Origin of the sequence: Rhodoferax sp. AJA081-3 (assembly GCF_017798165.1) — a bacterium.
Classification (GTDB): Bacteria; Pseudomonadota; Gammaproteobacteria; order Burkholderiales; family Burkholderiaceae_C; genus Allorhodoferax.
This window is the reverse complement of the sequence record NZ_CP059068.1, coordinates 242,338-266,834: the sequence shown is the minus strand read 5'-3', so window position 1 is coordinate 266,834 and position 24,497 is coordinate 242,338. Positions and strand designations below refer to the sequence as shown.

General features: G+C 60.4%; 23 protein-coding genes. 5 read left to right on the top strand and 18 right to left on the bottom strand.

Annotated elements, in window-relative coordinates; all coding sequences use genetic code 11:
• Positions 1–97: 97 nt before the first annotated feature.
• On the bottom strand, positions 98–328 hold the full coding sequence (locus tag HZ993_RS01275; protein ID WP_209395474.1) for a hypothetical protein: 231 nt from the start codon (positions 326–328) through the stop codon (positions 98–100).
• Positions 329–621: 293 nt separating this feature from the next.
• Here HZ993_RS01275 and HZ993_RS01270 point away from each other — a divergent pair, with 293 nt between their 5' ends.
• Entirely contained in the window at positions 622–1,509 is an 888-nt protein-coding gene (locus HZ993_RS01270; RefSeq protein WP_209395473.1) for a CHAD domain-containing protein, read from the top strand.
• A gap of 34 nt (positions 1,510–1,543) precedes the next feature.
• On the opposite strand, the gene HZ993_RS01265 is transcribed toward HZ993_RS01270, so the two are convergent.
• On the bottom strand, positions 1,544–3,412 hold the full coding sequence (locus tag HZ993_RS01265) for a diguanylate cyclase (protein ID WP_209395472.1): 1,869 nt from the start codon (positions 3,410–3,412) through the stop codon (positions 1,544–1,546).
• Positions 3,413–3,487: 75 nt separating this feature from the next.
• A complete protein-coding gene (locus HZ993_RS01260; protein ID WP_209395471.1) occupies positions 3,488–4,246 on the bottom strand; it encodes a helix-turn-helix domain-containing protein in 759 nt (252 codons plus the stop codon).
• Between the two features lie 84 nt (positions 4,247–4,330).
• On the opposite strand from HZ993_RS01260, the gene HZ993_RS01255 reads away from it, so the two are divergent.
• On the top strand, positions 4,331–5,281 hold the full coding sequence (locus tag HZ993_RS01255) for an alpha/beta fold hydrolase (protein WP_245213772.1): 951 nt from the start codon (positions 4,331–4,333) through the stop codon (positions 5,279–5,281).
• Between the two features lie 443 nt (positions 5,282–5,724).
• The gene (locus HZ993_RS01250; RefSeq protein ID WP_209395470.1) at positions 5,725–6,741 is read left to right on the top strand and encodes a M14 family zinc carboxypeptidase; all 1,017 of its coding nucleotides are present in this window, start codon (positions 5,725–5,727) and stop codon (positions 6,739–6,741) included.
• Here the strand turns inward: HZ993_RS01250 and HZ993_RS01245 are convergent.
• The 6 genes from HZ993_RS01245 to HZ993_RS01220 form a co-directional block, all read right to left on the bottom strand.
• Positions 6,738–7,160 (bottom strand): response regulator, encoded by a 423-nt coding sequence (locus tag HZ993_RS01245; protein WP_209395469.1) that lies wholly within the window; start codon positions 7,158–7,160, stop codon positions 6,738–6,740. The two genes, HZ993_RS01250 and HZ993_RS01245, sit on opposite strands and share 4 nt — an antisense overlap.
• A gap of 73 nt (positions 7,161–7,233) precedes the next feature.
• The gene (locus HZ993_RS01240; protein WP_209395468.1) at positions 7,234–7,758 is read right to left on the bottom strand and encodes a GNAT family N-acetyltransferase; all 525 of its coding nucleotides are present in this window, start codon (positions 7,756–7,758) and stop codon (positions 7,234–7,236) included.
• A gap of 12 nt (positions 7,759–7,770) precedes the next feature.
• Entirely contained in the window at positions 7,771–9,102 is a 1,332-nt protein-coding gene (gene glmM, locus HZ993_RS01235) for a phosphoglucosamine mutase (RefSeq protein WP_209395467.1), read from the bottom strand.
• Between the two features lie 37 nt (positions 9,103–9,139).
• A complete protein-coding gene (gene folP / locus HZ993_RS01230; RefSeq protein WP_209395466.1) occupies positions 9,140–10,012 on the bottom strand; it encodes a dihydropteroate synthase in 873 nt (290 codons plus the stop codon).
• Between the two features lie 77 nt (positions 10,013–10,089).
• On the bottom strand, positions 10,090–12,009 hold the full coding sequence (gene ftsH, locus HZ993_RS01225; protein ID WP_209395465.1) for an ATP-dependent zinc metalloprotease FtsH: 1,920 nt from the start codon (positions 12,007–12,009) through the stop codon (positions 10,090–10,092).
• Between the two features lie 157 nt (positions 12,010–12,166).
• On the bottom strand, positions 12,167–12,832 hold the full coding sequence (locus tag HZ993_RS01220; protein WP_209395464.1) for an RlmE family RNA methyltransferase: 666 nt from the start codon (positions 12,830–12,832) through the stop codon (positions 12,167–12,169).
• Between the two features lie 59 nt (positions 12,833–12,891).
• Between HZ993_RS01220 and yhbY the strand changes: the two genes are divergently transcribed.
• On the top strand, positions 12,892–13,368 hold the full coding sequence (gene yhbY / locus HZ993_RS01215; protein WP_209395463.1) for a ribosome assembly RNA-binding protein YhbY: 477 nt from the start codon (positions 12,892–12,894) through the stop codon (positions 13,366–13,368).
• Positions 13,369–13,451: 83 nt separating this feature from the next.
• Here yhbY and HZ993_RS01210 read toward each other — a convergent pair whose 3' ends face one another.
• From HZ993_RS01210 to carA, 5 genes are all read right to left on the bottom strand, one after another.
• Positions 13,452–13,859 (bottom strand): DUF4149 domain-containing protein, encoded by a 408-nt coding sequence (locus tag HZ993_RS01210; RefSeq protein ID WP_209395462.1) that lies wholly within the window; start codon positions 13,857–13,859, stop codon positions 13,452–13,454.
• A 17-nt stretch (positions 13,860–13,876) separates the two neighbouring features.
• Entirely contained in the window at positions 13,877–14,353 is a 477-nt protein-coding gene (gene greA / locus HZ993_RS01205) for a transcription elongation factor GreA (RefSeq protein ID WP_209395461.1), read from the bottom strand.
• Positions 14,354–14,483: 130 nt separating this feature from the next.
• On the bottom strand, positions 14,484–17,759 hold the full coding sequence (carB, locus tag HZ993_RS01200) for a carbamoyl-phosphate synthase large subunit (RefSeq protein WP_209395460.1): 3,276 nt from the start codon (positions 17,757–17,759) through the stop codon (positions 14,484–14,486).
• A 28-nt stretch (positions 17,760–17,787) separates the two neighbouring features.
• Complete coding sequence (gene leuE / locus HZ993_RS01195; RefSeq protein ID WP_209395459.1) at positions 17,788–18,447, bottom strand: leucine efflux protein LeuE; 660 nt, start codon at positions 18,445–18,447, stop codon at positions 17,788–17,790.
• Positions 18,448–18,452: 5 nt separating this feature from the next.
• The gene (carA, locus tag HZ993_RS01190) at positions 18,453–19,622 is read right to left on the bottom strand and encodes a glutamine-hydrolyzing carbamoyl-phosphate synthase small subunit (RefSeq protein WP_209395458.1); all 1,170 of its coding nucleotides are present in this window, start codon (positions 19,620–19,622) and stop codon (positions 18,453–18,455) included.
• A 332-nt stretch (positions 19,623–19,954) separates the two neighbouring features.
• On the opposite strand from carA, the gene HZ993_RS01185 reads away from it, so the two are divergent.
• A complete protein-coding gene (locus tag HZ993_RS01185) occupies positions 19,955–20,701 on the top strand; it encodes an ABC transporter substrate-binding protein (protein WP_209395457.1) in 747 nt (248 codons plus the stop codon).
• A gap of 4 nt (positions 20,702–20,705) precedes the next feature.
• On the opposite strand, the gene HZ993_RS01180 is transcribed toward HZ993_RS01185, so the two are convergent.
• Genes HZ993_RS01180 through HZ993_RS01165 form a run of 4 tightly spaced genes read right to left on the bottom strand, consistent with a single transcriptional unit; the run spans position 20,706 to position 24,404 of the window.
• The gene (locus HZ993_RS01180) at positions 20,706–22,865 is read right to left on the bottom strand and encodes a protein kinase (RefSeq protein ID WP_209395456.1); all 2,160 of its coding nucleotides are present in this window, start codon (positions 22,863–22,865) and stop codon (positions 20,706–20,708) included.
• Positions 22,866–22,867: 2 nt separating this feature from the next.
• Positions 22,868–23,746 carry a DUF3365 domain-containing protein gene (locus HZ993_RS01175; RefSeq protein ID WP_209395455.1) on the bottom strand — a complete coding sequence of 293 codons (879 nt, stop codon included), beginning with the start codon at positions 23,744–23,746 and terminating at the stop codon, positions 22,868–22,870.
• 32 nt (positions 23,747–23,778) lie between these two features.
• A complete protein-coding gene (locus HZ993_RS01170; RefSeq protein WP_209395454.1) occupies positions 23,779–24,201 on the bottom strand; it encodes a tautomerase family protein in 423 nt (140 codons plus the stop codon).
• A gap of 2 nt (positions 24,202–24,203) precedes the next feature.
• On the bottom strand, positions 24,204–24,404 hold the full coding sequence (locus HZ993_RS01165) for a hypothetical protein (protein ID WP_209395453.1): 201 nt from the start codon (positions 24,402–24,404) through the stop codon (positions 24,204–24,206).
• Between the last annotated feature and the right edge of the window lie 93 nt (positions 24,405–24,497).

Genomic DNA, 24,497 nt, shown 5'->3' with positions numbered 1-24,497 from the left:
TGCACACCCTCTGGGCGCTGGATACCCAGCGCGCCAGTGGATTCGCGGGAGGCTGCAGCAGCTTGGGCCATGTTGATGCCAAAGTTGTCTGCCATATTCAGCTCCCTTGTTGCATGCTCAGGTGCACATTGGCACGTCGCTCGGTCAGCGCATCCAGCCAAGGCTGGGTACCGGCCTTGAAGCGCAGTCCACCGGGGCTATTGGCCAGCGCCTGCGCCGTACAGCGCAGGATGCGCAGGCACTGCTGCTCAAAGTCATGGGTCGGGCGGCTGGCAGACGTCGCAAGCGACTTGCCAAACTCTACGGCTGCATCCAGATGTTTTCCCATTTGCTGCTCTCCATCGTGCTTGTTGTGCGGCGATTGTGAGAGCCCGAAGTGACGGGTTCACGTCAGTTCGATGGCAGTTGTGTGACATGGCGCACGCGAAAAAACTTGCCTTGGGGCCATGGGCGCGTCATGTCTAGTCCATAGAATGGAATGTCCAAACGGTGGTACACACCCACATGGGACGGTAGCCTACGCTGGGTCTTTTAAGCAAAATATGGCTGTAGCCCCCGAATAGTCTAAGGATGTCGCTATACAAGTAATAGCACAATCCACACCATAGAAGGCTGTTTTCCATGGACATTCAACCCAAGCTGGCCTTGCCAACCAATCCATCGCATGCGCCCCGGCAGGCCAAGCCCCCTGTGCTGACCACAGACATGGCCACGCCCGTGGCGGCACTGCACGTGCTGCGTGAGGCGTTCTCCCATTTCACGACCAACCTGAACAACCTGCAGCATGCGGACGACCCCGAGCTGGTGCACCAGGCCCGTGTTGGCTGGCGGCGTTTCAAAACCAGCCTGAAACTGTTCCAGGCATTCACCCATGCCAGCACACCGCCCGAGCTGCAATCCCTGCGCCCCCTGCTGGATGCACTTGGCGCCCTGCGCGACCTGGAAGTGGCCAGCCTGGAAACGCTGCCCATGCTGGCCAATGCCTACACCGACGGTGACCGAACACGCCAGGGCCATTGGCGCGCCATGGAACAGGCCCTGGCACATGCCGCAGACCAGCAACGCGACAGGCTGCACCACGCGCTGAGTCAACCCCAGACCGGCGCAGCCCTGCTGGCGCTCACCCAATGGCTCGAAAGTGACCTGGCGCAGCTGGCGCAGGACGCCGTGGTCGACCCCAAAAACAGCCTGCAAGACTGGGCCCGGCAACACATCCGGCATTGGCACAGCCAATTGAAAGCCGCTTTGGCCCGAACTACCGATGCCGACAGCGCCCACCGCACGCGCATCCTGGCCAAGCGCCTGCGCTATGGCATAGAGGCCTTGCGCCCGCTGCTGCCCCAGCGGCGTGCCAAACACTGGCACCTGCAGGCCAGCCAACTGCAAAACGAAATGGGATCGCAGCGCGATGTGCAGCAGGCACTGGCCATTGCCGCCGGCCTCCCGGTGGACCCCAGTTTGTTGGAATTTTTACGTGGTGTAGCCGTGGGGCAAACGCAAAACCGGTAAAACGGCACCGCCAGGTCGGCCACCGTTTGGGCCGTTAGGCCACCATGGCCGCCAACACCGCACGGTTGCGGCCCTGGGTCTTGGCCAGGTACAGCGATGCGTCTGCAGCCTGGATCAGCGCGCTGGGGTCTTGGCCTTCGCGCGGCACCATGACGGCCACACCGATGCTGGCCGTCACGATGCCAAAGATGGAAAACGCGTGGGGCAACGCCGCGGCCTGCAATTCTTCACAGACTTTCTGCGCCATGTTCAAGGCCCCTTCGGCATCGGTGGCTGGGGCGAAAAACACAAACTCTTCACCACCATACCGGGCCACCATATCGCCGCTGCGGCACACCGTGGCGGCCAGGATGCGCGAGAAATTGCGCAGGCATTCGTCACCCGCCTGGTGACCATAACAGTCGTTGTATTTCTTGAACCAGTCAATGTCTACCATGGCCAGCGCAAGGGGCTGGGCCAGGCGTGTGCAACGCAGCCATTCATTGGCCAGCAGTTTGTCAAACTGGCGGCGGTTGGCGATGCCGGTCAGCCCGTCGGTGGTGCTCAAGGCCTCCAGGCGCTGGTTAAGGACTTGCAGCGCCTGGGTGCGCTCGGCCACCCGCTCTTCCAGGTTGGCCTCGGAGGTGCGCAGGTTTTCCACCAGGCGCTGCTGCGCGGCTTCCTTCTCGCGGCGAATCACGTTGTAGCGGTCTGCCAGCGCAAAGGACAACAGCAGCATCTCCAGCGCCGAGCCGATCTGCGCACCCGATGTCGTCAAGGCATTGGTGGGCAAAATGCCCAGTTGCCGCATGGACAACATGGCCAGCGCCAGCAGCACCACCACAAAAGCTGCCATGAAGTAATACGCGCTACGCTCGCGTTTGAAGGCGCACACCGTGCCGGTGACCAGCAGCAGCACGGCAGTCAGGGCGTAGTTGATGACAAACAGGCGCGCAAAGTGCCCAAACCACAGCACCAGCAGGCCGCAAAACGCGATGTTGACCAGCACAAACAGCTTCAACAGCTGGTCCAACCGGGGCACACGTTCGGCAGTGAACAACATGCGCCGGGTAAACAACAGGAAGGCCGTCAGCGCAATGGCCAGCGACACATTGGTCGCCAACATGGTGATCTGCGGGCGGTCGCCCCAAATGTATTCCGTGCCCACGCCCACAAAGGCGGCCACCGTGAGTGCGCTGAAGGCGGCTGACACCACGTACAACAGGTAACTGGTATCCCGCAGGGCCACAAACAGCATCAGGTTGTACAGGATGATGGCCAGGGCGGCACCAAAGTACAGGGCCTGGAAGACATAGTCGGACCGCTCATGCGCGTGGAAGGCCTGTGGCTCCCACAGCTTGGCGGGCAGGATCATGGCATTGGGTGTGGCAACCCGCAGGTACAGCGCCTGGTCAGCATGGGCCGGCAGCGCAATGGGCAACACAAAAAACCGGCTGGCGTGGGGGCGTGCAGCAAAAGGCAGCGCATAACCCGTCTCCAGGGCCTGGTAGCCCCGGCCGTCTACCGGCTGGTACAGCGTCAGTTCGGCCAGCAGCGGGTTGGCAATCTCCAGCATGCGCACCAGCGGGGCGGCGCTGGTGTTCTGCAGATGCAGGCGCAACCAGATGGCCGACGCGGTATAAGAAATATTCAGTGATTCACCCGATGCCGTGCCACCGGTAAAACGGCTGGCGACACCGGGCCTTTGCACATCCTGCACACCCAGCGCCTTGCCAGGGTCTTCCAGCACCGCAAAATACTCCGTCAACGAGACCGGGCGGTTGTCCATGCGGCTGGTGTCCAGCGCACGTTCGCCCGCCAGGGCTTGCGTGGCCAACAACACGCTGGCACACAACAGCAACCACAGGCGGCATTGAAAACACCGGTGTGCCTGCTGCAGGGTGGCGAGCCAGCGTGGGGGCATGGAGATACCGAGGGTGTTAGGGAGTACGGATTTTGATTATGGATGAAGCGCATGTCTGCGCGGCAGCGCACCCGACTAAATCCGCGCAATCTCTTTCAGGGGCTTGAGCACGCTGGACGGCGTCATGCCAAAGGTCTGGCGGAACATGCGGCTGAAGTGGGATGAATCCACAAAACCCGCATCCAGCGCAGCATGTGTCAGTGTGGGGTTGGCAGCCAGCGCCACCATGGCCGCACGCACCTGCGACCAGACCCGGTAGCTGCGAAAGCTGACACCCATCTCGGCACGGAACAGGTGGTTGAAACGGGATGCCGACAGGTGGGCCATGGCCGCTGCCGCGTCGCGCCCCGCAACAAGCCCACCGGTTTGGCGCAGGACCAGCAGGCTGCGGGCCACGCGGCTGTCCAGCGGGGCCATCGCCGGGCAATCCAGCTGCAACAGCGACGGCAGGTCGAAGCTGCGCAAATAGGCGTCCATGCTGCTGCGCGACTGCACCGCCACTGCCGGGTCAAAAATCACGCCACCCTGCGCCGCAAAGTGCGGGCGCAGGCTGCGGGCCTCGGGCGAGTCAGGCTCCAGGTACATGGTCACCACCTGCTCACCACAAGGGTCAAATACATGCTCCACACCGGTATCGACCAGGGCACTGTGGCAGGTCTGCACAACGCAACTTCCGCCTAAACCGTTTGGGGGCAGGTGCAGCGCAAAACGACCCGACAAACCCATCAGCAGCACGGGTGACGCATGGCGGTGCCAGCCGGTGGCCGGCAGCTCGCCCTGGTACAGCGCACGGTTGGCGCCCAGGGTCAGGGTGTTGGTGGGTGTTGCACACATAGCCTAAACATACAAGTTTTCTGGGGATGGTTCGCGTAGCCTTGGTCCGTCTGTTTGATCGACACCTTAGCCCGGAGATTTGTTTTGAAACGTTTTGCCCTTGGTTTGACCATCGTCTTGTTGTTTGTATTGTCCCCGCTGGCCGTGGCCTACTACAGCCTGCCGCAGCACTTCACCCAGCCGCTGCTGGATGTGAACCGGGCCCTGTCCGGTCTGTCGGAGAAAACCATCACCGTGGGACCGCATGCCGTGCATTACCTGGAGGGCGGCGTGGGCGACGCTGGCAAAGAGCCCCTGGTCCTGCTGCACGGCATTTTTGCGGAGAAAGACCACTGGGTAGACTTTGCACGCCCGCTCACCGGCCGTTACCGCATCATCGCGCCCGACCTGCCCGGCTTTGGTGAGAGTGGCCGCCTGCCTGACCAGACCTACGACTATGCGGCGCAGACCGACCGCCTCAAAAACCTGCTGGATGCCCTGGGTGTGCGCCGCGTGCACCTGGCCGGCAATTCCATGGGCGGAACCATCGCCGTGCTGTTTGCCGTTGCCCACCCGGAGCGCGTGGCCAGCGTGGCCTTGATTGGTGCACCACACGGCATACGCTCGCCACAGCCCAGCCGCATGGACGGATTGATCGATGCGGGCAAGGCGCCCCTGATCGCACACAACACGGCCGAGTTTGCGCAGATGATGGATCTGGTGTTCGCCAAACAGCCTTTTCTGCCCTACCCCATCCTGCAGGCCACCGAGCAGGCGGCATTGCGCAACGCCGACTCGAATATGCGCCTGTGGAATGCGCAGCTGAAAGACCGCTACCTGCTGGACGGTCGCATCACCGGGCTGCAGCAGCCCACGCTGGTTTTGTGGGGTGGCCAGGACCAGGTTTTTGATGCATCCGGCGCCGAGTTGCTGCGCAACCGCCTGAAGAACCCGCAGATTGAAGTGCTGGCCGGCGTGGGGCACTTGCCGATGATGGAGGCGCCCAGCGCCACGGCGCAGCAATACGCCAGCTTCCTGGATACGTTGCGGCCGTAGTATGGACGCAACGTATTAGCTATTCAAACGATAGCAATACATCTAGCAAAATCGGGGGCTACAGCCCGTTCTTACTAACTTCTCTGCCTCCACGCCTGCAAGCGCGAACGCTGCAGGGCCAGCAGCTCCACGACACCCCAGGTGATGCTGCTCAATACATACAAGCGGCGCATGGCATCAGCCCTTGGCAGCAGCGCTGCGTTCGGTGGGCAGGCCCAGGCTGACCCAGCCATCGTCAAACAGGGCATCCAGCTTCTTTTGCAAGCCCAAGAGTTTCCAGATCATGGCAGTCTCCTATTGCGTGGTTGTAGGAGCCCTTAGGCTAGCGGTCGTTTGTGACAGGCGTGCGTCAAACGACCATACCCCAGGGCGGCACTGTGCCATGCCAGACAAACGTGGTTTGCAGACTATGCTGGGGCGACAAACCCCATACCAAGCCCTACGTGTTAGCCACCCATCTGCCGGAACTCGAAGCCCTGGAGCGCATCCTGGACCTGGGCGCACCCCACCTGCAGGTCAAGGTGGTGCACCAGGTGACATCCCCTGCGGGCACCGCCCTGCCCGTCTACGCCATCGGTCTGGGCAACCCTGACCCCGACGTGCCCGCCATCGGTTTTTTCGGTGGCGTACACGGTCTGGAGCGCATTGGCGCCGAGGTGGTCATCGCGTTTTTGCACAACCTGGTGATGCGCCTGCAGTGGGATGCCACACTGCACAGCCAGTTGGAGTCGGTCAGACTGTTGTTTATGCCCATCGTCAACCCGGGCGGCATGCTGATGGGTACACGTGCCAACCCCCAGGGTGTGGACCTGATGCGCAACGCGCCGGTGGATGCGGTGGACAAGGTGCCGTTCCTGGTCGGTGGCCAACGCATCAGCGCCACCCTGCCCTGGTACCGCGGGCTGGCCGACCGACCCATGGAGGCCGAGAACCTGGCGCTGTGTGCCGAAGTGCGCAGCGAATTGTTATCACGCCCCTTCAGCATGGCGCTGGACTGCCACTCGGGTTTTGGCGCCAGCGACCGCATCTGGCTGCCCTACGCCCACACCCGCAAACCGATCACCCACCTGGCGGAGATGCAGGCACTCAAAGACGTGTTTTTGCAAACCTACAGCCACCACCCCTATGTGTTCGAGCCGCAAAGCCTGCAATACCTGGCCCATGGGGATATCTGGGACTACCTGTACCTGGAAGCCTGCACGGACCCAGCGCGCATGTTCCTGCCGCTGACGCTGGAGATGGGTTCGTGGCTCTGGATCAAGAAAAACCCGCGCCAGGTGTTTTCGCTCAAAGGCATCTTCAACCCGCTGATCGCCCACCGCCAACACCGCGTGCTGCGCAGGCATTTGTCTCTGCTGGATTTTTTGTGCCGTGCTTCCGCCAGCCACACACGCTGGGTGCCCACAGGTGATGCGCGGGCCAAGTTGCACGCCGAGGCACTGAGGGCCTGGTACGACTAGGCGAAGGGGCTGCTTTGCGTCGTATGGGCAAAGGCTGCCTCCAGCTTGAGGGCCATGCACAGCTCCTGGCTGGAAAAGGGTTTGTTCAGGGTGGCCAGCACGGTGTGGCCCAATCCCTCGGCCACCAGGCGCGCACTGTCCAGGGTGGCATGGCCGCGTCCGCTGATGAGCACCAGATCGATATGGGTCGCGAGGTCGGCCAATGCGTCGATGAGATCAAAACCGTCGATATCGGGCAGGGACAGGTCCAGGATGGCGGTCTCATAATTCTGCAAGGCGCTGCTTTTAAGGAACGCAAACCCAGTCTGGTAGTGGTCTGTCGGCAGGTCATGCAGACCCAGCATCTGGACAACCAACGATCCCATCAGCGGATCGTCTTCAACCAGCGCAATCGGTTGTTTGTGGCTTGGCGTAGTCATGGGGCTCCCTCCTGACGGTGCCCAAACTATTGAGCCCCCTTCTGTGGAGGGTGTCAAACCAGGGCGTGGCCCCTCAGTCTAACCACTTCTGCATAAATTGTGCATGTCCCATGGCGGGATCGAGCTGGTAATTGGCAAATCCCAGCCGCTGGTAGAGCCGGCAGGCGCCGGTATTGCCAGACAACACCTCCAGTGTCAGCTTGCAGGCGCCGCGCTCTACCGCTATGGATTCCGCCAGGGCCAGCATCTTTTCCGCCACTTTGCGTCCGCGGTGGCTGGCCAACACGGCCACGTCGTGCACATTGACCAGGGGACGGCAGGCAAAGGTGGAGAATCCTTCGATGCAGTTCACCAGTCCAATGGCATGTTCACCGTCAAGGGCCAACACGCTGTAGGCCTGGGGGCGCGCCGCCAGTGCCTGCACCAGGTTGGCCTTGGCAAAGTCGCTCAGGGGGTGGGCTCCCCCCATGGGATCGCGGGCGTAAGCATCGAGCAAGTCCACCAAGGCTTGTGCGTGGACCGGGTTGGCGTAGTCGGCGCGCACCACCTGGACCGAGGTGGAGACCGGTGTGGCTGTGGCGTTATCCGTTTTTGTCATGTGGCGTGTTTCTCAGCTGGCCAGGGTGTCGGCAATACGCTGGGCGCAGGTTTTGGCCTGCACGGCGTCGCGCGCCTCCACCATCACGCGCAGCAAGGGCTCGGTGCCACTGGGGCGTATCAAGACACGGCCGGTGTCGCCCAGCTCGGCCACCACGGCGCGGGTTTCCTGCTCCATGCGCACATTGGTCTTCCAGTCCTGGCCGGGCTTGAGCCGCACATTGATCAGGGTTTGGGGGAACAGCGTTACATCGGCCAGCAACTGCGCCAGTGTCTTGCCGCTGCGTTGCAGGGCCTGCAGCACCTGCAGGGCCGATATCAGGCCGTCACCGGTGGTGTGTTTGTCCAGCGCCAACAAGTGGCCCGAGCCTTCGCCGCCCAGTATCCAGTGGTGCTTTTCCAGCTCTTCCAGCACATAACGGTCACCGACCTTGGCCCGCACAAACTGCACACCACGGGCCTTGAGCGCCACTTCAACCGCCATGTTGGTCATCAGCGTGCCCACCACACCGGGCACGTGTTCGTCGCGGCCCAAGCGCTCGTCGGCCATCAGGTACAGCAGCTCGTCGCCGTTGTACAGGCGGCCCTGTGCATCCACCACCTGCAGGCGGTCGGCGTCACCATCCAGCGCCACGCCAAAGTCAGCCCGGTGGTCCTTGACCGCAGCCACCAGTGCCGCGGGATGGGTGGCACCCACGTCATGGTTGATGTTCAGGCCGTCGGGCGTGCAGCCAATGGCAACCACCTCGGCACCGAGTTCGTGGAAAACCTTGGGCGCGATATGGTAGGCCGCTCCGTGGGCGGCATCCACCACTATGCGCATGCCTTTCAGGGTCAGGTCATTGGCAAAGGTGCTCTTGCAAAACTCGATATAACGGCCAGCGGCATCGTCCAGGCGCCGCGTCTTGCCCAGCGACGCCGAATCGGCCCACACGGGGGGCTCTTCCACCGCGGCTTCTACCGCCAGCTCCCAGGCGTCAGAGAGTTTGGTGCCTTGGGCGCTGAAGAATTTGATGCCATTGTCAGCAAAAGGGTTGTGGCTGGCGCTGATGACCACTCCCAGCGAGGCGCGCTGTGCACGCGTCAGGTAGGCCACGCCCGGTGTGGGCAGTGGCCCCAGCAGCACCACATCGACACCGGCGGAATTGAACCCGCTTTCCAGTGCACTCTCCAGCATGTAGCCGGAAATGCGGGTGTCTTTGCCAATCAGCACCGTGGGGCGGGCCTCCGTCCGTTTGAGGACGCGGCCTACGGCATGGGCCAGGCGCATCACAAAGTCAGGGGTAATGGGGGCCTGGCCCACCGTGCCACGGATGCCGTCGGTGCCGAAATATTGTCGTGTCATGTGAATGTGTCTGCTTTTCTAAAAACCTGAACCACCATCAGCATTGTTGCTGCATGGCGCTGAATACCTTAAGTGCCTGCACCGTCTCCCGTACGTCATGCACCCGCACCACGTGGGCACCGTTTTGCACCGCCAGCAAGGCGGCGGTCACGCTGGGCACCAAACGGTCACGGACATCCAACGTGGCAACCGTAGACAACGAGCGCTCGGTCACCGCAGCCAGTGAGGACTTGCGCGACCAACCCGCCAGCACGGCATACCCCATGGGCAACAAGGCAGCCTGTTGCGCCAGTAGCGCAAAATTCTGTTGCACCGTTTTACCAAAACCAATGCCTGGGTCAATACAGATGCGGGTCATTTCGACCCCTAGCCCCCGTAAATGCTGGGCAGAATGCTCTAGAAACGATAGCACCTGTGGCATCAAATCACCCTCCATGGGTGCGGCCTGCATGGTCTGCGGGTTGCGGTGCATATGCATCAGGCACACGCCACAGCTGCGGTGCTGGCTGACCACATCCGCACCCGTGCGGCCACTGGTGTCACCGGCCCAGCGCAGGGCCCATACGTCGTTGATGATGTCGGCACCCAGGTCCAGCACGGCCTGCATGACCTGGGGCTTGTAGGTGTCCACCGATACCGGCACACCCAGGGTGACCGCGTGGCGCACCACGGGCAACACACGCTCCAGCTCCTCCTCCACCGGCAGCTCCTGCGCGCCAGGGCGCGTGGATTCTCCACCGATGTCGAGGATGTCCGCTCCGTCTTTGACCAAGCGTTCGCAATGTGCCAACGCGGCTTGGCGGCTGGCATGTTGTCCACCGTCGGAAAACGAGTCCGGCGTCACGTTGACAATGCCCATGACTTTGGGCGAAGCCAGATCAACCAGGTAGCGGCCGGTTTGCCATTGCATGGATATCAACTCCCAACACGTTCCAGAAATAAGAAAACGGGGCACAAGGCCCCGTCTGCTTAAGGTTCAAACCATTATCAGGCGGCGGTGGGGGTCGGATCAGCCGCCACTGCGGGTGCACCGCCGCTACCGCCACCACCGGATGGGCCGGGCGCGCGGGGCGTCCAGTCCTTGGGAGGACGTGGCTCCTTGCCAGCCATGATGTCGTCCAGCTGGTCGCTGTCAATGGTTTCCCACTCCAGCAAGGCTTTGGCCATGGCGTGCATCTTGTCTTTGTTGTCCTCAATCAGCTTGCGTGCCAGTGTGTACTGCTGGTCGATGATGCGCCGCACTTCGGAGTCGACCTTTTGCATGGTCTGCTCGCTCATATTGGTGGTCTTGGTCACCGAGCGACCCAGGAAGACTTCACCTTCGTTTTCGGCATACACCATGGGACCCAGGGCGTCGGTCATGCCGTAACGCGTGACCATGTCGCGTGCAATGTGGGTCGCTCGTTCAAAGTCGTTGCTGGCGCCAGTGGTCATCTGGTTCATGAACACTTCTTCGGCGATACGGCCACCGAACAACATGCTGATCTGGTTCAGCATGTATTCGCTGTCGTAGCTGTAGCGGTCTTGCGAAGGCAGGCTCATGGTCACACCCAGGGCACGGCCACGGGGAATGATGGTGACCTTGTGCACAGGGTCACACTTGGGCAGCATCTTGCCAATCAGGGCATGGCCGGACTCGTGGTAGGCCGTGTTGCGGCGCTCTTCCTCGGGCATGACCATGCTCTTGCGCTCGGGGCCCATGAAGATTTTGTCCTTGGCCTTTTCAAAATCCTGCATCTCCACCACACGGGCATTGCGGCGGGCGGCCATCAGGGCGGCTTCGTTACACAGGTTGGCCAGATCGGCGCCCGACATACCGGGTGTGCCCCGGGCAATGGTGTTGGGGTTCACATCCTGGCCCAAGGGAACCTTGCGCATGTGTACGGCCAGGATCTGCTCACGGCCACGGATATCGGGCAGGGTCACATAAACCTGACGGTCGAATCGACCGGGACGCAGCAGCGCAGCGTCCAGAATGTCAGGGCGGTTGGTGGCTGCCACCACGATGACACCGACATTGGTTTCAAAACCGTCCATCTCGACCAGCATCTGGTTCAGGGTTTGTTCACGCTCGTCATTGCCACCACCCAGGCCTGCGCCACGCTGGCGGCCCACGGCGTCAATTTCATCGATAAAGATGATGCACGGTGCGTTTTTCTTGGCGTTGTCGAACATATCGCGCACGCGGGATGCACCCACGCCGACAAACATTTCCACAAAATCAGAACCCGAAATGCTGAAGAACGGCACCTTGGCTTCACCGGCGATGGACTTGGCCAGCAGGGTTTTACCGGTTCCGGGCGGGCCCACCAGCAGCAAACCGCGGGGAATACGGCCGCCCAGTTTCTGGAATTTGCTCGGGTCTTTCAGGAAGTCGACAACTTCCTTGACTTCTTCCTTGGCTTCGTCGCAACCGGCCACATCGGCAAAGGTCACGGTATTGGTGTTTTCGTCGAGCAGACGCGCCTTGCTCTTGCCAAAGCTGAATGCCCCGCCTTTGCCGCCGCCCTGCATCTGCCGCATGAAATAAATCCACACGCCAACCAGCAAGAGCATGGGGCCCCAGCTGACCAACAGGGTGGTCAAGAGCGAGCTTTCTTCACGGGGTTTGACGTCGAACTTGACGTTGTTGCTGATTAGGTCACCGACCAGACCGCGGTCCAGGTAGGTGGCCGTGGATCGAATCTTGCGGTCATCGGTGGTGATGGCCAGAATTTCGGTGCCGCCCGGACCCTCCTGGATGATGGCACTCTTGATGTGTTTGTTTCGCACTTCTTCAAGGAAGTCCGAATACCCCATCATGCTGGCACCGGCGACACCGCCTTTGTCAAATTGCTTGAACACGGTGAAAAGCACCAGGCCAATCACCAACCACACTGCAACTTTAGAAAACCACTGATTATTCAAGCGAAGCTCCAATAGGGGCACAGACTAGGACACTGTGCATATCTGAGTCGCATTTTAGGCGTTTCAAGGTGTGCAACGCGGCTTTTTGCAGTTTTAAGCCCCATATACCGCAAGCTTATGTAACTGTCGTGTCCCGACACCGGGCGCACGGAGACGGTTACCCGCCCTGCCGCTTCAACCCCAACCCCACCAAAAACGTCTCGGACGAGCGGTCGCGTGAAGCCTTGGGTTTGAGCGGTTTCACCACGTCAAAGGCGGCTTTGAAGTGTTGCACCACGTCGTTGTAACTGCCGCCATGGAACACCTTGGCGACCAGCGCGCCCTGGGGTTTCATATGGTTTTGGGCGAATTCAATCGCCAGTTCGACCAGGTGTTCAATACGTGCCGCATCCGCAGAGGAGATGCCTGACAAATTGGGGGCCATATCCGACACCACCAAGTCCGCCTGGCGGCCTTGCAAAGCCTGCTCCAGCTTGGCCAACACATCGGCCTCCCGGAAGTCGCCCTGGATAAAGGTCACACCCTCGATGGGCTCCATGGGTAGCAGGTCCAGGCCAATGATGGTGCCGTTCAGCGCCCCCACCGCCGCACCGGTGGGTGACAGGCGCCTGCGCACGTATTGGCTCCACGCGCCGGGTGTGCAGCCCAGGTCCACCACCAGGTAGCCTGGTTTGATCAAACCCAGGGTTTCGTCGATCTCTTTGAGTTTGTAGGCGGCGCGCGCGCGGTAGCCTTCCCGGGTCGCCAATTTGACGTAGGGGTCGTTGATATGGTCGTGTAGCCAGGCCTTGTTGACCTTTTTGTTGCCGGCTTTGGTTTTCATGGGTACTTTCTAAAGGGACGGCTCTACCGCCCTGTTTCCGTTCAACCGATAATACAGGTATGCCCCTAATTCAACTGACCCCTGCCCAGCGCAAAGAACACCGTGCCGAAGCACACCACCTGGACCCCGTGGTCATGGTAGGTAACGACGGTATGACCGACAACGTCAAAAAAGAAATTGACGCTGCCCTCAATGCCCACGGGCTGATCAAGGTCCGCGTATTCTCCGACGACCGTGTGGCCCGCGAAGCCATGTTCCAGGCCTTGGCCGAAGAACTCAACGCAGCGCCCATTCAACACATCGGCAAGTTGCTGGTGTTGTGGCGCCCCAAGGTCGAGAAAGAAAAAACCGTGGACGAAGACCGCATGGCGGGACCCCGCGACGTCAAGGTTTTAAAGTACAGCAAACGTGCGGGTCAGCGGCCAGAAGTCAAAACCCTGCGCGTTTTGGGTAACCAGCGACTGACAGCAGGCGGCAATGTGAAACGTGCCAAGCCCAAGCCACAGGTCAGCGTGAAGAAACGCAGCCAAACCTGAAACTTTGCGGGACAGACCGAAGCGAAGCGTAGCTCTGTCCTCAAACTGATCAAGGGGGTTGTCGCCTGCCACGGCGGGCTACTTCAGGTTCGTTTGGCCAGCTTGCCAAACACAACCGCAGCGCAGAGCCACTGCACCACATACATCCCCGTTCCAACGCCGTGCCACAAGGCCAGGTTTTCGCGGGCGACGATGCGTGGCGCAACAGCAAACTCGACCAACAGTGCCATCAGCACGCCACCCACTACAAAAAGTGTAGCAGCCTGTACAATATTGACGGGGGCTAGAGCCTTGTTTGATCTAAAGAGCATCAGCAGGACCATGCCACTTCCCGTAGAGATGGCCGTCTGGGCGCTGAAAAGCTTGGCAGCCATGGTTCCAGCCATAGCCGGCGTTGGCAGGTGCATAAACAGCATGGGCACAACAAAAAAACCCAGGGTGCTCAGACTCCCCCACCAAACAGCCGCGACCCAAACGGGCACATTACGCATGTAGCGGTCCGCGCCGATCAGATGTAGTGCACCGCCACGACTTCGTAGGCGCGCTCGCCGCCGGGGGCAAACACCACCGCCGTGTCGCCTTCTTCCTTGCCGATCAAGGCACGGGCAATCGGGCTGCTGATGTTGATGAGGCCCAGTTTGATGTCGGCCTCATCCTCACCCACGATCTGGTATTTGACGCGGTCGCCTGACTCTTCGTCTTCCAGCTCGACCGTGGCGCCAAACACCACGCGGCCTTCGGCGTGGATGGAAGAGGGGTCAATGACCTGGGCAACACCCAACTTGCCTTCGATTTCCTGGATACGGCCTTCAATAAACCCCTGGCGCTCCTTGGCCGCATCGTAGTCGGCGTTTTCACTCAGGTCGCCCTGGGCACGGGCTTCGGATATAGCCGCAATCACCGCAGGACGCTCCACGGTCTTGAGTTTGTGCAACTCGGCCTTGAGCAGTTCGGCGCCACGCTTGGTAATAGGAAAGGTTGCCATAGTTTAAAAACCAGAATATTCGGAGTAAACAAAGGCCGAATTCGGCCCGTAAAAGTAACAAGGACAGCGCAACGCCTACGCGCTGCACTGTCCTTCACAACTGACTGGATTATGCCAATGTTCTGGCCACTTAGGCTTGCAACAAGGCGTGCATTTCCTGCACCGAGATCACATCCAGTTTGTCCAGGTACTTCATGCCCTCCACTGCTGCTTCGGCACCGGCAATGGTGGTGTAGGTCGTCACCCGTGCCAGCAGCGCGGATGTGCGGATCTGGCGCGAGTCGGCAATGGCGTTGCGGCGCTCTTCCACCGTGTTGATGACCATCGCGATTTCTTCGTTCTTGATCATGTCCACAATGTGGGGGCGGCCTTCGGCCACTTTGTTGACCACTGCGCAGGGCACACCGGCCGCACTGATGGAAGCCGCCGTGCCCTTGGTAGCCACCAGCGTGAATCCCAGATCAACCAATGCCCGCGCCACACCAATGGCACGGGTCTTGTCGTTGTTTTTGACGGTCAAAAACACCTTGCCAGTGCGTGGCAGCCGTGTGCCTGCACCCAGTTGCGATTTCACAAAGGCTTCGCCAAAGGTCTTGCCCACGCCCATGACTTCACCGGTGGACTTCATCTCGGGTCCGAGGATGGTATCCACACCGGGGAACTTCACAAACGGGAATACGGCTTCCTTGACGCTGAAATACGGCGGTGTCACCTCTTGGGTGACGCCTTGGGACGCCAGTGACTGGCCCACCATGCAACGTGCCGCCACCTTGGCCAGCTGGATGCCGGTCGCTTTGGACACAAACGGTACGGTACGTGAGGCGCGGGGGTTGACTTCCAGCACGTAGATCACATCCTTGCCATCCACACTTTGGATGGCAAACTGCACATTCATCAGGCCTACCACGTTCAACGCAGCGGCCATGGCGGCGGTCTGGCGCTTGATTTCGGTCACTGTGGCAGCACTCAGGCTGTACGGTGGCAGCGAACAGGCAGAGTCACCACTGTGCACGCCGGCTTGTTCGATGTGTTCCATGACACCACCGATAAAGGTCACGCCGGTGGCATCGCGGATGCAGTCCACATCACACTCAATCGCATCATTCAAAAAACGGTCCAGCAGCACTGGGGAATCATGGCTGACCTTGACCGCTTCGCGCATATAACGCTCCAGGTCGCGCTGCTCGTGGACGATTTCCATGGCGCGGCCACCCAGCACATAACTGGGGCGCACGACCAGGGGGTAACCCAGTGCGGCAGCCTTTTCCAGCGCCTCGGGTTCGGTACGGGCCGTGGCGTTCGGTGGCTGGCGCAGCTTCAGTTCGTGCAGCAGTTTCTGGAAACGCTCACGGTCTTCGGCGGCGTCGATCATGTCGGGGCTGGTGCCGATGATGGGCACGCCATTGGCTTCCAGATCCAGCGCCAGCTTCAAGGGCGTCTGGCCGCCATATTGCACGATAACACCAACCGGTTTTTCCTTGTCGACGATTTCGAGCACGTCTTCCAGCGTCAGTGGCTCGAAGTACAGGCGGTCGCTGGTGTCGTAGTCCGTGGACACGGTCTCGGGGTTGCAGTTGACCATGATGGTCTCGTAACCGTCTTCGCGCATGGCCAGCGCCGCGTGCACGCAGCAGTAGTCAAACTCGATACCCTGGCCAATACGGTTCGGGCCCCCGCCCAGCACCATGATCTTCTTGTTGGTGGTCGGCTCGGCTTCACACTCCGCGCCCTCGGACTCGTAAGTCGAATACATGTAGGCGGTGTTGGTGCCGAACTCGGCGGCGCAGGTGTCGACCCGTTTGTAGACCGGGCGCACGCCTAAAGCGCGGCGCTTTTCGCGGATGGCCTTGTCGGTGGTCTTGAACTGGCGCGCCAGGCGGCGGTCCGAGAAACCTTTTTGCTTGAGGCTGCGCAGCGTGGCCGCGTCGATCTTGTCAAAGGCCGTGCCGCTGGCAGGTTGCGGCAGACGTTCAATCTCCAGTTCAATCTTGACGATTTGTTCGATCTGCACCAGAAACCAGCGGTCGATTTTGGTCAGCGCAAAAACTTCGTCCACGCTCAGACCCTGGGCAAAGGCATCACCCACGTACCAGATGCGCTCTGGGCCGGGCTCGCCCAGCTCTTTTTCCAGCACTTCGCGGTCTTGCGTTTTTTCGTTCAAACCATCCACGCCCACTTCCAGACCACGCAGGGCTTTCTGGAAGGATTCCTGGAAGGTGCGGCCCATGGCCATGACCTCACCCACGGACTTCATCTGTGTCGTGAGGCGGCTGTCAGCAGCGGGGAATTTTTCGAAGGCAAAACGTGGAATCTTGGTGACCACGTAGTCGATGCTGGGCTCAAACGATGCAGGAGTTGCACCACCGGTGATGTCATTGCGCAGCTCGTCCAGTGTGAAGCCCACGGCCAGCTTGGCCGCAATCTTGGCGATGGGGAAACCCGTGGCTTTGGAAGCCAAGGCAGACGAACGCGACACACGCGGATTCATCTCGATGACAACCATGCGGCCGTCATCCGGATTGATGGAGAACTGCACGTTCGATCCGCCGGTGTCCACACCGATTTCGCGCAGCACTGCCAGCGATGCATTGCGCAGAATCTGGTATTCCTTGTCGGTCAGCGTTTGCGCCGGTGCCACGGTGATGGAGTCGCCGGTGTGCACACCCATGGGGTCCAAATTCTCGATGGAGCAGACAATGATGCAGTTGTCCGCCTTGTCGCGCACCACTTCCATCTCGTACTCTTTCCAGCCCAACAGCGATTCTTCGATCAGCAGCTCGTTGGTAGGCGAGGCTTCCAGGCCGCGCTTGCAGATGACTTCAAATTCTTCGGGGTTGTAGGCAATGCCGCCGCCCGTGCCGCCCAGTGTGAAGCTAGGGCGGATAACCGTGGGGAAACCCAGTGTCTTTTGCACTTCCCAAGCCTCGGCCATGCTGTGGGCAATGCCGGAACGCGCGGAGCCCAGACCGATCTTGGTCATGGCATCCTTGAACTTCAAGCGGTCTTCTGCTTTATCGATGGCCTCGGGTGTGGCGCCGATCAGCTCCACCGGCTTGCCGGTGGCAGCACCGGTGTACTTGGCCAACACGCCGTTGTGCCAAAGGTCCAGCGCGCAGTTCAGCGCGGTCTGGCCGCCCATGGTCGGCAGGATCGCATCGGGCTTTTCCTTGGCGATGATCTTCTCTACCGTCTGCCAGGTGATGGGCTCGATGTAGGTCACATCCGCCGTGGCCGGGTCGGTCATGATTGTCGCGGGGTTGCTGTTGATCAGGATGACGCGGTAGCCCTCTTCGCGCAGTGCCTTGCAGGCCTGCACGCCGGAGTAATCGAACTCACAGGCCTGGCCGATGATGATGGGGCCGGCGCCGATGATGAGGATGCTTTGGATGTCGGTACGTTTTGGCATTTCTTCTTCTCTGCTCTTTACTATTCAATCAATTCAGGCTTGCGGTGGCGAGCTTGGCGCCAAACCACAAAAACAGGCCGCCCACGGAACTGGACAACGCACTGGACAAGCGCTTGCGGGCACGGAACAACTGGGCCAAGCGGGCACCGGCAAAAATCAGTGCAGACAAATACAGGGCACTGAAGACCATGACGATGGTGCTCAGTATCAAAAACGGCACGGCAGGCGTCTCGTAGGTCGGGTCAATGAACTGCACAAAAAACGACAGCAAAAACAAGATCGCTTTGGGATTCAGCAGGCTGATGACCAGTGCCCGTTTAAACGGGTGCGCCAGATTGGCCGGGGCTTCTGCGGTCGCCTGTGCCTCGGGAACCTGCGCGCTGCGCCATTTCTGGATGGCAGCCCACAACAGGTTGAGGCCCAACCATGCCAGGTACGCAGCGCCAGCGTATTTGACAACCATGAACAAGGCCGGGTTGCCGCGCAACAGGCTGGCTGCCCCCAGCGCGGTCAACATCAGCAAAATGGTGTCGCCCACAAAAACGCCCATGGCGCCCTGGTAACCGGCCTTTACCCCGCGCGCCGTTGCCACCGACAACACGAACAGCGAATTGGGACCGGGCAGCAAAATAATGCCGATCGCCCCCACCACGTAGGTCCAGATATCGGTGACACCGTAGAAATTCATGCGCCTTAACCCTTCGCGGTTTCCATCATCGTGATGAAGCGGTCAAACAGGTAACCAATGTCGTGCGGTCCGGGCGATGCTTCAGGATGCCCCTGGAAGCAGAACGCGGGCTTATCGGTGCGCTCCAGCCCCTGCAGCGTGTTGTCAAACAGGCTGATGTGGGTGGCGCGCAGGTTGGCGGGGAGTGTTTTCTCATCCACTGCAAAACCGTGGTTCTGGCTGGTGATGGAGACTCGGCCGCTGTCCAGGTCTTTTACCGGGTGGTTGGCGCCGTGGTGGCCAAACTTCATCTTGAAGGTCTTGGCGCCGGACGCCAACGCCAGAATCTGGTGGCCCAGGCAGATGCCAAAAGTGGGGATGCCGGAATCGATCAGTGTGCGGGTAGCGGCAATGGCGTAGTCGCAGGGCTCTGGGTCGCCGGGGCCGTTGCTTAGAAAAATTCCGTCAGGCCGATGCTTAAGCACGTCGGCAGCAGGTGTTTGCGCGGGCACCACCGTAACATCGCAACCACGCTCAGCCAGCATGCGCAAGATGTTTTTCTTGACACCAAAGTCATAGGCCACGACACGGAATTTCGGAGTGGTTAACTCGCCGTACCCCTTGCCCAAAACCCATTCGGTTTCATCCCATTCGTAGCTCGAATCGCCAGTTACCACTTTGGCCAAATCCAGACCCGACATGGCCGGCGCAGCCTTGGCTGCAGCAATCGCCTTGTCCACCAGCGCGGTCGTCACGGCCTCACCAGCGGCCAGCGCCAGGATGCATCCGTTTTGCGCGCCCTGGGTGCGCAACTGGCGGGTCAGCTGGCGTGTGTCGATGTTGGCAATGGCAACTGTCCCGGCTTGCACCAGGTATTCACTCAAACTGGCCGTGCTGCGGAAGTTGGAGGCCACCATTGGCAGATCACGGATGATCAAACCTGCGGCATGGACCTTGTCAGACTCGATGTCTTCAGGGTTGGTGCCGTAGTTGCCGATGTGGGGGTATGTGAGGGTAACGATCTGCTGGCAATAGCTGGGATCGGTCAGGATCTCCTGGTAGCCGGTCATGGACGTGTTGAACACGACCTCACCGACGGTGGAGCCTGCCGCTCCAATGGAATTGCCAATATAGACCGTGCCGTCTGCGAGCGCCAGGATGGCGGGGGGGGTGGTTCCCTTGAGAGACAAAAGCACTGGGTTCTCCGAGTGTGTTACGGGTACGCCCAAGCGAGCTCAAGAACAATTCTTGGCGGCTGATGTAGGTTGGGAAAGGTGCTTGAAATGCGCTTGGGACGGCAGTTTTCTGGAAAGCCTCTCATTATAGCGGGTGATGGTGGCCACCCTTCCCTCTTCTATGCAATATGCGCATGCTATTAGGCCGTCTTATCTGAAAATTTTCAGGAAACACCGTGCCTGCGCAACTCTGTATGTGGCGCATCTCGACACAGCCAACAACTTGGGCGCACAATGAACCAAAGAATCTGCGCAAGGGGGTGTTGGACTTTCAAGCCGTTTGGAGAACTGCCTTGCACTTCAAAGCACCAAAATGTGTGCCACTGCTGGCTCTGGTGGCTGCACTTCACGCGAACAGCGCCGACGTTCCGGTGCTTGTGTGTGTAGATGCCGCCAACCCGCCCTTTATGTCGCTGGTGGATGGCAAGGCGGCAGGCCTGTACCCGAGACTCATTGCCACTGCGCTGCAGGTCGCCGGGGTCAGCGCCAAACTGGATGCCCGACCGTGGAAGCGCTGTATTGCAGACCTGGACGAAGCCCGGTTAGGGGTGGGTGGCATCTACAAGAACGAGGAGCGGCTCCGGAAATACGACTTCAGTGAGCCCATTTTTGTCGAGAAGATGGCGGTGTATTTCCATACATCCCGTCCGCTGGATTTTGCCGGTACAGAATCTTTGGCAGGCAAGCGCGTCGGTGTGGTGCGTGGCTGGAGTTATGGTGACACGTTCGACAAAGCCGTTCGGGATGGAAAGCTCACGGTAGAAGAAGTGGCATCTGATGCCCAAAATTTCCAGAAACTCGCCGCCAAGCGACTGGACGCGGTGCTGGCCATCGAAGAAGCCGGTGCGGCACTGCTCAAGACCAAGCCATCCGCCGACGTGCAGAAAAGCCCGCGCTACCTGTTTGAAAACCCCACTTACCTGGCCTTCAACAAAAGCGCCGACCAGAAGACAACTCTGGAGAAGTTCAATAAGGCCATAAGCCACCTGAAAAAAACGGGCCAACTCAACACCCTTGCGACCGAAGCGCTGAGCCAATAAATGGTCACCCCCCGCCCGATACCTTCTTGCCATTGGCCAGGAATTTGGCTTTTTCGTCCGGCTTGTCGATGTGATCGGACAGCGCCTGCAACAGGGTGTTGAAGCTGAGCTGGCGCGCCACTTCGCGCCGTACCAGGGTCTTTGCCAGTGGCCCCAGATACTGCCCCAAGGCCTTCTCCAGCGCAGCCTGTTGCTCTGCATTAACGGCCAACACTTTCATGGAGTCCGACCGTGTCTCCGACCGGCCCTCCGGACGAAATTCAGACGGTCGACTCAGCCCGCTGCGCGGGAAGCCGGAAATGGCTGTGGACGGGGACAACGGGCGGCTGAGCGAAGGGCCACGCACAAAACTCTCACGCGCCAGAGCATCGGGGATAGACACCGCCAAGGCCTCGCGCAGGCTTTGCGCATCGGTCGCACGGGGCAAGGCTTTCTTGACCAGCACATGGGCCAGCGGCCCGATGATGCGGGCCAATGCAGTTTCCACCTCCAGGGCCGCCTCGGCGGTCATCAGCTCGGCCGGTGTCACCGTACGGGTGGATGCGAATGTCTGGTCTGCCGCGTGTACCAATTGTGGCGACGCGCCATCGCGGTCCAACACCGTATAAATCTCGTGCTGGCGGTGGTGTTTGTCAGTGTGTGGGCCCAGGTAACTGAACAGCTTGGCCGCGTTGTCGCTGATTTGCGAAATAACGTCGTAATAGGCGCGCGACACTACCACCTGGTTGGGTTTGGAAAAGTCCATGACCCGTTGCGCCACGTTGATACCGTCGCCCACCACGTTCACGCGGTTGTTGATGTCCATCATCATACGAATGGGGCCCAGGTGCAGGCCCACCCGCATCGACATTTTCTTGCCGTATTTGTGCACCAGCAGGTCGCGCATCAGCAGCGCAGACTGCAGAGCCTCCTCGGGGTCGCCCAGGAAGCAAATGGCAGCCCCGTCACCCGTATCCAACATGATGCGGGACGATTCCTTGACACCGGCGATGGCCTTGGCGATCAGCTCGTTGAACAGGGCCTTCATCAGCACCTGCTGGTCCAGTGAATAGGTAGAGTACGACACCAGGTCCATGAACATGATGGTGCCCAGCACATTCTTGCGCATAGCATCGGCGTTGCTGACCGGCACCGACTGTGAATGCGCCACAAAGGCCAGCACTGCATCCGCAGGCTGGCTGTTGCCCGGCACACCACCGTCGGCCAGGCGGTGTGTGGAGAACCCTTGTGTGTTTTGTGTGCCGATGCGCTGCGCCTCCTGCAGCATCTTGCGAAAGGCCGCCACGTTTTGCGGGCGCAGGGTCTCGTCGGGTGTCATGGCCCAGTCGATGGCGCGCAACAACACGTCGCCAAACACTGCCGTGCTGGCGTTGCCAAAGGCCTTGGGCATGTCGTCCACCCGCACACGGGCCGCTGCCTCCAGTGGCTTACGCCCCGTAGCCATCCAGTACATCACGGCGCCCAGCGAGTACAGATCGGTCCACGGGCCCTGGTTGCCCTTGCTGTGGTACTGCTCAAAGGGGGCGAAGCCGGGGCTGACGATGTTGGTCATGTCCTGGGTGCCAGTCAGGCGCCGTGCGGCGCCAAAATCCAGCAACACCGGTGTGCCATCGGCCCGCATGTAGATGTTGTCGGGCTTGATGTCGCGGTGCAGGAAATTGAGCTTGTGCACGGCCTCCAGGCCATCGAGCAAGGGAAAGACAATCTGCAACAGGCTTTGCTGGCTCAGGCCGGGGTGGTCGGCCAACCAGTGTTTGAGCGGGTCGCCCGACTCGTACTCCATGACGATGTACGCCGTGCCATGCTCCTTGAAGTAGCGCAGCACCCGAACAATGTTGGGGTGGCGAAACGATGCCAGCGCCCTGGCCTCTTCGATAAAACGCTCCAACCCCCACTGGAACTGGGCCGCGCTGTCGGTAGAGCGCATACGCACGGAATGATCGGCACCGCGCACCGCCAGATCGGCCGGAAAATATTCCTTGATGGCCACCGGCAGTTGCAGGTTGACGTCGTGTGCCAGGTAGGTGATGCCAAATCCGCCACCGCCCAGAACCTTTTCAACCTGGTATTCCAATACGGTCTGCCCTGGCGACAGCGCCACCCCGTCGGCAGGCACTGCGGCCCTGCGCGGGGGCGTGGGGCCAGGCGCTTGTGGGGTGGTCATACTCAGTTGCCGCGCTCAATCATCTGCATGGCTTTTTCAATGCTGCGGCGCAAGCGGTTGAAGGAGCTACTCAGAACAGCCACCTCGTCACGTCCGCCTTCGGCAAATTCCGGCACGTCAAAATTGCCGGTGCTGACCGCATCGGCGGCCAGGGACATGCGGCGAATGGGCCGGATGATGAACCAGCTGAGCATCAGGTTGAGCACCAAAAATACGACCAAGAACACCCCGGCCAGCGACGCCATAAAGGTCTTGAGCGCACGGTCTGCATTGGCGATGGGAATGTTCATGGGCACGGTGACCACCTGGGCGCCAATGATTTCATTGTGTTTCCAGCCAAAACCATTGGCCTCGCCGTAGATCTTGATCATGGTGGCGGGAGCGGCAGACGGCTCGCTGTGGCAACGCAGGCAGGTGGGGTTGGTGATCTGGATGGGCTTGGAGATATACAGCAGTCGCCCGGTGGCGCTGTCACGTTCGGACACCAGCTCCTTGGTCTCGGGGTTCTGGCGAAATTGCTGGACCAGGTCACTCTCCCAGTCGGTGGCGCGGTCGCGCGGATTGGTGGGGTTGAGCGTGGCCTCCTTGTAGGCATAGTCACGGTACTTTTTCTGGATATGGCCCAGGGTCTCGGTGGCGGCAAAGGCGGGCACGGTCTGCGGCAAGAACACCTCGTCCAGGCGCGGGTCCAGGTGGGGTTTGATCTGGTCCACGGTGTAGGCCCGCACGGCCAGTGCGGTGTCCATCAGCAGGCGGGCGTTGCGCAGCACTTCATCCCGCGCGTTGTCTTGCAACAGCTGGCGCGACAGCACCCCCGCCGCTGCAAACCCTGCCAGAAATACCACGATCAACACCAGATTAAATTTCAGTCGCAATCCCATAAGGCCTCCGCATCGACGCAGGCCATTATTGTTCAAAAGACTGCGGTCTGCGGTGTTAACTGGGCTGCCTTTTGCCGCCGAGCAGCCTGGCTTTGGCCGCCATAACCCCAGTCGCTGGCAGGCACCTCACGCACGGTCACATAACTGGCATCTTCCAGCGGCTGGCCATGGCCCAGTTGCGCTTGTAATTCAGAAAACGCGGCAACGATAAATGCCTGCTTTTGCGCCACCGTGTTGGTACCGGCTGTAACCGTGATCTCCAACAAGGCCGTGGCCCTTTGCACACCGCGGCCGCCGATATACCAACGTGCGGCAGGCAGATCGTCTATGACGACTGCGGTGACGTCTTCGCGTTTACCCAAGTGCTGCGCGGTGATGCGGGTCAGCGCCTGGGCCAGGGCACGGTAACGCTCCGGGTTGAGCAAAGGGGCGACTTTGAGTTGCAGGGTAGGCATGTTCAGACTCCGGATGGGTGCTTGGAATGGGGTACAGCGCGTTGCAGCACGTGCTGTACGGCACGCAGGGCATCTGCGGCAAGGCGGTAGGCGGCGCTCCAAAAATCGGCAATGGCAGCACGGCGCAGCAATTGGGCTTGGCGGCGCGCCTGTGCGTACATATCGGCCCGTTGGGCGGGAGTAAGTGCGGTGGTGGGGTACATGGTGTATTCCTTATCAAGTGGTGTGGAATGAACTTTATTGATAAATCCAATCCACGGAAACAGCACCAAATGCCTATTGGTTTTGCATTAACT

What these genes read in the sequence shown, in the direction of transcription:
- HZ993_RS01275 (WP_209395474.1), bottom strand. Translation starts at nt 328, where the DNA reads ATGGGAAAACATCTGGATGCAGCCGTAGAGTTTGGCAAGTCGCTTGCG.
- HZ993_RS01270 (WP_209395473.1), top strand. Translation starts at nt 622, where the DNA reads ATGGACATTCAACCCAAGCTGGCCTTGCCAACCAATCCATCGCATGCG.
- HZ993_RS01265 (WP_209395472.1), bottom strand. Translation starts at nt 3,412, where the DNA reads ATGCCCCCACGCTGGCTCGCCACCCTGCAGCAGGCACACCGGTGTTTT.
- HZ993_RS01260 (WP_209395471.1), bottom strand. Translation starts at nt 4,246, where the DNA reads ATGTGTGCAACACCCACCAACACCCTGACCCTGGGCGCCAACCGTGCG.
- HZ993_RS01245 (WP_209395469.1), bottom strand. Translation starts at nt 7,160, where the DNA reads ATGACTACGCCAAGCCACAAACAACCGATTGCGCTGGTTGAAGACGAT.
- HZ993_RS01240 (WP_209395468.1), bottom strand. Translation starts at nt 7,758, where the DNA reads ATGACAAAAACGGATAACGCCACAGCCACACCGGTCTCCACCTCGGTC.
- glmM (WP_209395467.1), bottom strand. Translation starts at nt 9,102, where the DNA reads ATGACACGACAATATTTCGGCACCGACGGCATCCGTGGCACGGTGGGC.
- folP (WP_209395466.1), bottom strand. Translation starts at nt 10,012, where the DNA reads ATGCAATGGCAAACCGGCCGCTACCTGGTTGATCTGGCTTCGCCCAAA.
- HZ993_RS01220 (WP_209395464.1), bottom strand. Translation starts at nt 12,832, where the DNA reads ATGAAAACCAAAGCCGGCAACAAAAAGGTCAACAAGGCCTGGCTACAC.
- yhbY (WP_209395463.1), top strand. Translation starts at nt 12,892, where the DNA reads ATGCCCCTAATTCAACTGACCCCTGCCCAGCGCAAAGAACACCGTGCC.
- HZ993_RS01210 (WP_209395462.1), bottom strand. Translation starts at nt 13,859, where the DNA reads ATGCGTAATGTGCCCGTTTGGGTCGCGGCTGTTTGGTGGGGGAGTCTG.
- greA (WP_209395461.1), bottom strand. Translation starts at nt 14,353, where the DNA reads ATGGCAACCTTTCCTATTACCAAGCGTGGCGCCGAACTGCTCAAGGCC.
- carB (WP_209395460.1), bottom strand. Translation starts at nt 17,759, where the DNA reads ATGCCAAAACGTACCGACATCCAAAGCATCCTCATCATCGGCGCCGGC.
- leuE (WP_209395459.1), bottom strand. Translation starts at nt 18,447, where the DNA reads ATGAATTTCTACGGTGTCACCGATATCTGGACCTACGTGGTGGGGGCG.
- HZ993_RS01180 (WP_209395456.1), bottom strand. Translation starts at nt 22,865, where the DNA reads ATGACCACCCCACAAGCGCCTGGCCCCACGCCCCCGCGCAGGGCCGCA.
- HZ993_RS01175 (WP_209395455.1), bottom strand. Translation starts at nt 23,746, where the DNA reads ATGGGATTGCGACTGAAATTTAATCTGGTGTTGATCGTGGTATTTCTG.
- HZ993_RS01170 (WP_209395454.1), bottom strand. Translation starts at nt 24,201, where the DNA reads ATGCCTACCCTGCAACTCAAAGTCGCCCCTTTGCTCAACCCGGAGCGT.
- HZ993_RS01165 (WP_209395453.1), bottom strand. Translation starts at nt 24,404, where the DNA reads ATGTACCCCACCACCGCACTTACTCCCGCCCAACGGGCCGATATGTAC.